This window comes from Methylophaga sp. UBA5088, from assembly GCF_002414625.1.
GTDB classification, from domain to species: Bacteria; Pseudomonadota; Gammaproteobacteria; order Nitrosococcales; family Methylophagaceae; genus Methylophaga; species Methylophaga marina.
This window is the reverse complement of record NZ_DIAC01000101.1, coordinates 10,661-16,050: the sequence shown is the minus strand read 5'-3', so window position 1 is coordinate 16,050 and position 5,390 is coordinate 10,661. Positions and strand designations below refer to the sequence as shown.

Below are 5,390 nucleotides of genomic sequence, written 5' to 3'. Positions count from 1 at the left end.
GCCCATACCGGTACCTGCTCTCCCGTTACCGGATGAATAGCCAATAAGCCGGTATCAACACCCTTTTTCTCTGCTGTTTCCATGGCGGCTTCAGACGTTTCCATTTTGCGGCACTCATCGATGAATGTTTGCAAAATAGGATTATCATTCGCCGCTTTGAGCGCGAGAGGATGCTCAGCTGCGACAGCGAGATAACTGACACCCATCAATGTATCTGGACGTGTGGTATAGACCTCTAATTTGTCTTCTGCACCGACCATATCAAATTGAATCTGCACCCCTTCTGAGCGACCAATCCAGTTTGCCTGCATAGTTTTCACCTGGTCAGGCCAGCCATCAAGCTGATCCAGATCCGCAAGTAACTGATCTGCATAGTCAGTAATTTTCATAAACCATTGCGGAATCTCACGACGCTCTACTTTGGTATCACAACGCCAGCAACAGCCATCAATGACCTGTTCGTTGGCCAATACCGTTTCATCATGAGGACACCAGTTCACGGCCGCCGTTTTCTTGTAAACGAGTCCTTTTTCAAACAATCGGGTGAATAACCATTGTTCCCAACGATAGTATTGAGGTGTGCAAGTGGCTAATTCACGCTGCCAGTCATAACCAAGTCCTAAACGTTGTAGCTGACCACGCATATAATCAATGTTTTGGTATGTCCATGCTGCCGGCGCCACATTATTTTTAATCGCAGCATTTTCTGCGGGTAAACCAAATGCGTCCCAGCCCATCGGTTGTAAGACATTTTTTCCCTGCATGCGCTGGTAGCGTGAAATAACATCACCTATGGTGTAATTACGCACATGTCCCATATGCAGTTGTCCACTTGGATAGGGAAACATCGACAAACAATAGAATTTTTCTTTAGACGTATCTTCAACAACATGGAAGCTATTATTTTCCTGCCAATATTGCTGTGCAGCGGATTCTACTTGGTCGGGATGATATTCGTTTTGCATGGATTCTCTTTAAATCAGGGACTTGAAAAGCGCTAAGCATAACTCAGCAGGAGCAGGGCTCAAAATAATCTGTCGTTTTGCTTAGCTAAAAAATAAAAGCAGCTAAATCAGCTGCTTTTATTTCGTGGAGATTGCGTGGAAATAATTCAGTGTTATTTTCCCGCCGCCATCAATGTTTCATATTTTGCATACAGCTGATCATGTGTTTCCTCGTTATCCGGATCTTTAGGAATACAATCCACCGGACAGACTTCAACACATTGTGGTGTATCGAAATGACCCACACATTCCGTACACAAATCGGGATCTATCTCATAGATTTCAGCACCTTGAGAAATAGCTCCATTAGGACATTCTGGTTCACAGACATCACAGTTAATACATTCATCAGTGATAAACAGCGACATGGTTTACTCCAGTAACTTTATAATATTATTTTAGCGTGCTTAGTCTTGGGCCGGCAATTTGCGTTTCAAGGCTTCTTGAACACAAGGCGCAACAAATTCAGAGACATCACCACCTAATACAGCAATTTCTTTTACCAGTGTTGAAGAGACAAAGCTCAAATTCTCTGCTGGAGTGAGAAATAACGTTTCTACTTTTGATTGCATTCGGCGATTCATTGTGGCCAATTGCAATTCATACTCAAAATCTGAGACGGCCCGCAAACCACGAATGATAACATTTGCGCCCATACTCAATGCTTCATTCACCAGCAGGCCTTTAAATCCACTTACCTCAACATTCTCAATACCCAGCGTCGCTTTTTTCACTAACTCCACGCGTTCATCGAGACTGAACATGGGTTGCTTTCCCGGATTAATTGCCACAGCCACAATAATGCGTTCAAATAATGGTGAAGCACGCTTAATGAGATCAATGTGCCCGTATGTAATAGGATCAAACGTACCTGGGTATATCGCAACGGTACTCAATCTTGTTCTCCAGCATGAAATTCAAATAAGCAGTATTTTACATCACCTGCTTTTTTTTCTTTCAATAAATGCCATGAAGTGGGTAATATCGGCATATCTTGCTTGGCAGGATATTCCAAATATATTAATGCCCCCTGACTTAAAATCCCTTGTGACACTAAATTTTCCGCTGTATCGGTCCATAAATCTGCCTGGTATGGCGGATCAATAAACACGATATCAAAAGGTATTGTTGATTCGATGATGGCCTGATTTGCCGAACTGTTTTTGATAACACAGTTTGACGCCTTCAGCGTGTCTGCATTCTGCTTAAGCTGCAAAAAAGCCTGTTGGTTATTTTCTATCAACACCACTTCTGCAGCACCTCTTGATGCCGCTTCGAAACCTAATGCACCACTACCTGCAAACAGGTCGAGACAACGACTGCCCCCCATAGACGGCTGCAACCAATTAAATATCGTTTCTCTCGTACGATCACTAGTAGGTCTCAATCCATCGACTTCTGGGAAGGTGAGTTTTCTACCTCGCCAAACGCCACCGATAATTCTCAGCGAATTCGTTCTAGCCTTATTATTCTGTTTCGCCACCCACTAATACCGTTAACATGTTGTCTGCGTGAACGCGTCGTTTGAACGCCTCTTTTATATCCGCCACGGTGACAGCATTAATCTTATCGTTAAAGCTATCCAGATAATCCAGTGGCAAGTTATAAAAGCCTATCATAGAAAGATAATCAGCGATCTTGCTATTACTATCCACTCTCAATGCAAATCCACCGGTAATATTTTGCTTAGCCGCTGTTAGCTGTGCTTGTGATGGTCCGTTTTTGATGTACTTATTTAATGTATCTTTCAGAACCTTAAGGGCTTGCTCAGTTTGATCGTTGCGAGTCTGCATGCCAAACACATAAGGCCCGGATTGTTGCATAGGGCTAAAATAACTATAAACCCCATACGTTAATCCACGCTTTTCTCGTACTTCATCACTCAAAATGGAGACTAAACCACTCCCTCCCAAAATATGATTACCAACATAGAGCGGGAAATAATCAGGGTCATCACGGCTGATGCCGACTTGTCCCATCATGATTGTGGTTTGTGAGGATGGAAACGGTAAAACGATCTCTTTATCCTGATTAAATGAACTCACAACCGGCAATTCAGGAGCTGCTTCTCCACTTTTAAGATGAACAGTTAACCGTGTGGCTAACTGCTGTGCTTGTGACTTGCTTACATCACCGACAATGACGACCACCGCATTTTTTGCGACATAATATTGCTGATAAAACGCCTTCAAATCAGCCAGATTGATTTTTTCAACGCTAACCGTATCTCCTGCAGGCATTTGAGCGTAGGGATGCTCACCATAGAGTTCTTGAAAAAAAGTTCTTGTTGCCAAACTTTTTGGCGATTGTTTTTCAGCCTGAAGGCCTGTTAACAGCTGTTGTTTGATACGTAGAAATGACGTTTCAGGAAAGCTTGGTGACGACAGTATTTTTGCAAACATATTGACTGAGGTATCGAAGGCATTCGAATCTGTCAATGTACGCAAGCTCAGAATGGCCATATCTCGCTGAGAGCTTGCACTGTAGTTTGCACCGACTGATGAGAAGGCATCAGCAATGGCATCCGCATCTAAATCAGCCGTGCCCTCATCAAGCATGGCATTAGTCAGCTTTGCCAGACCTGGATGGTCAGCATCTCTTGCTGCTCCGGCATTGAATACAATATTGATGTCCACCATTGGTAGTTCAGGTGCATTGACAAAATACACGCTAGCACCATTTTCAGTCGTCCACTTTTGAATGTCAGGTGAGGCAAAGACACTAGAACTGACAGTGAGTGTGATGAAAAAAATCCATTTTTTAATGGACATATTGACCTCCAGCAGATGAAACAGGACGATGACCATCCAGCGGTAAAGGCACTAGTTCGCCCACCGTTAATAGATAATTGTTGAAATATTTATTGGCAACGGCCTGAACTTGTTCAGCAGTCACCGCTTTGATGTTGTCGACATATTGTTCACCCACTTGCCAGTCGACACCAATGGTTTCCAACATACCAATCTGCATGGCTTGGTAAAACACACTATCTTTTTCATACACCGCATTAGCCACAACTTGTGCTTTCACACGTGCTAGCTCTTCATGACTGACAGGCTGATTTTTTAGTTGAGAAATCTGCTCGATAATCGCTTTTTTCAAATCATCAACGGACTTATCATTTGCTGGCGTTCCCGCAACGATAAATAAATCAGAAAGGCGTGAAAACAGACTATTGCCAGCGCCAACACTGGCAGCTACCTGTTGTTCACGCACGAGTTGTTTAGCAAATCGCGCGCTGTTACCACCATCCAAAACATTCGCTAAAACTTCAAGCGCGTAGGGCTCCCATGCCTGGTCTTTATCAACCGTTGTCACCGAAGGTACTTTCCAGCCCATCATCAGGTAAGGTAATTCTGCCGGTGCTTTCACCTCTACTTGCCTCAAACCTTTTTGAGTTATCTCTTCCTGAGGTTTCAATGCTGCAATTTTTTCCGCTTTCAATGGACCAAAATATTTTTTGGCTAAGGCCAGAACGGCTTTAGGTGAAACATCTCCCACTACCACAAGAGTAGCGTTATTGGGTGCATACCATTTTTTATACCAGGCACGTAAGTCTTCTGCTTGATAATGCTTAATATCATTCATCCAACCAATCACTGGCCAGTGGTATGGACTACTGACAAAGGCTGCAGCACTGAATTGTTCTCTCAGCAGAGATTGAGGATTATCATCGGTGCGCATTCGGCGCTCTTCAGTCACGACTTCCCGTTCTTTTAATAACTCCTCAGGGTCAATAATTAAATTGCGCATTCTGTCTGCTTCATGTTTGAAACTGACTTCTAATCTATCTTTGTGGAGCTTCTGAAAATAGGCCGTATAATCTTGTCCTGTAAATGCATTTTGCTCGCCGCCATTCTCAGCAATGATATGAGAAAACTCATTTGGTTCAAGATGTTTAGTCCCCTTAAACATCATATGTTCCAGCATGTGCGAGATCCCCGTTATACCGTTATGCTCGTAGCTTGACCCCACTTTGTACCAGACTTGTGAAACGACCACAGGCGCACGGTGATCTTCTTTAACTATCAGCTTCAGTCCATTCTCCAACTGAAACTCACTCACGTTTGCCAAAGCCACCATGGGTAAGAAAAAAACAACCCAAGCCACATTTTTTATATTCAGCATCTGCATCTCTTTTTTTGTAACGCGTGATAAGATTTACCGTCGAAGTTTAACGACAAGCAGAGAATATGTTTAGTTTCCTTAAAAGAAAGTCCAAAACACCCGAATCAGACGCGCCTATCGCTGAAGATAATGTTGTTGAAAAATCACCAGAATTATCTGCTCCAGAAGAGCAGACAAAAGATACAAGTGAGACAAAGTCTCAACCTGGTTTTTTCAGCCGTCTTAAGCAAGGTCTGAGCCGAACCAGCAGCAAGCTGA

General features: G+C 43.3%; 6 protein-coding genes and 1 pseudogene. 1 reads left to right on the top strand and 6 read right to left on the bottom strand.

Going from position 1 to position 5,390, the window contains the following annotated elements:
- The 6 genes from B4K20_RS12730 to B4K20_RS12705 all read right to left on the bottom strand — a co-directional run.
- Positions 1–965: class I tRNA ligase family protein (locus B4K20_RS12730; protein WP_289283155.1), on the bottom strand; the 965-nt coding region annotated here is incomplete at its 3' end.
- Positions 966–1,117: 152 nt separating this feature from the next.
- Positions 1,118–1,372 carry a YfhL family 4Fe-4S dicluster ferredoxin gene (locus tag B4K20_RS12725; RefSeq protein WP_007145791.1) on the bottom strand — a complete coding sequence of 85 codons (255 nt, stop codon included), beginning with the start codon at positions 1,370–1,372 and terminating at the stop codon, positions 1,118–1,120.
- A 39-nt stretch (positions 1,373–1,411) separates the two neighbouring features.
- Positions 1,412–1,900, bottom strand: a complete 489-nt coding sequence (coaD, locus tag B4K20_RS12720) for a pantetheine-phosphate adenylyltransferase (RefSeq protein ID WP_286305271.1) — start codon at positions 1,898–1,900, stop codon at positions 1,412–1,414.
- Positions 1,897–2,487 carry a 16S rRNA (guanine(966)-N(2))-methyltransferase RsmD gene (gene rsmD, locus B4K20_RS12715; RefSeq protein WP_289283154.1) on the bottom strand — a complete coding sequence of 197 codons (591 nt, stop codon included), beginning with the start codon at positions 2,485–2,487 and terminating at the stop codon, positions 1,897–1,899. Before rsmD ends, coaD begins: the two co-directional genes overlap by 4 nt.
- Entirely contained in the window at positions 2,471–3,775 is a 1,305-nt protein-coding gene (locus B4K20_RS12710) for a M16 family metallopeptidase (RefSeq protein WP_289283153.1), read from the bottom strand. Before B4K20_RS12710 ends, rsmD begins: the two co-directional genes overlap by 17 nt.
- Entirely contained in the window at positions 3,765–5,132 is a 1,368-nt protein-coding gene (locus tag B4K20_RS12705) for a M16 family metallopeptidase (RefSeq protein ID WP_289243899.1), read from the bottom strand. Before B4K20_RS12705 ends, B4K20_RS12710 begins: the two co-directional genes overlap by 11 nt.
- A gap of 65 nt (positions 5,133–5,197) precedes the next feature.
- Between B4K20_RS12705 and B4K20_RS12700 the strand changes: the two are divergent.
- Positions 5,198–5,390 (top strand): annotated as a pseudogene (locus tag B4K20_RS12700) (signal recognition particle-docking protein FtsY); the annotation flags it as partial.

Excerpts from the sequence above, each read along its gene's own strand:
- B4K20_RS12710 (WP_289283153.1), bottom strand. The coding sequence starts at position 3,775 with ATGTCCATTAAAAAATGGATTTTTTTCATCACACTCACTGTCAGTTCT.
- B4K20_RS12725 (WP_007145791.1), bottom strand. The coding sequence starts at position 1,372 with ATGTCGCTGTTTATCACTGATGAATGTATTAACTGTGATGTCTGTGAA.
- B4K20_RS12705 (WP_289243899.1), bottom strand. The coding sequence starts at position 5,132 with ATGCTGAATATAAAAAATGTGGCTTGGGTTGTTTTTTTCTTACCCATG.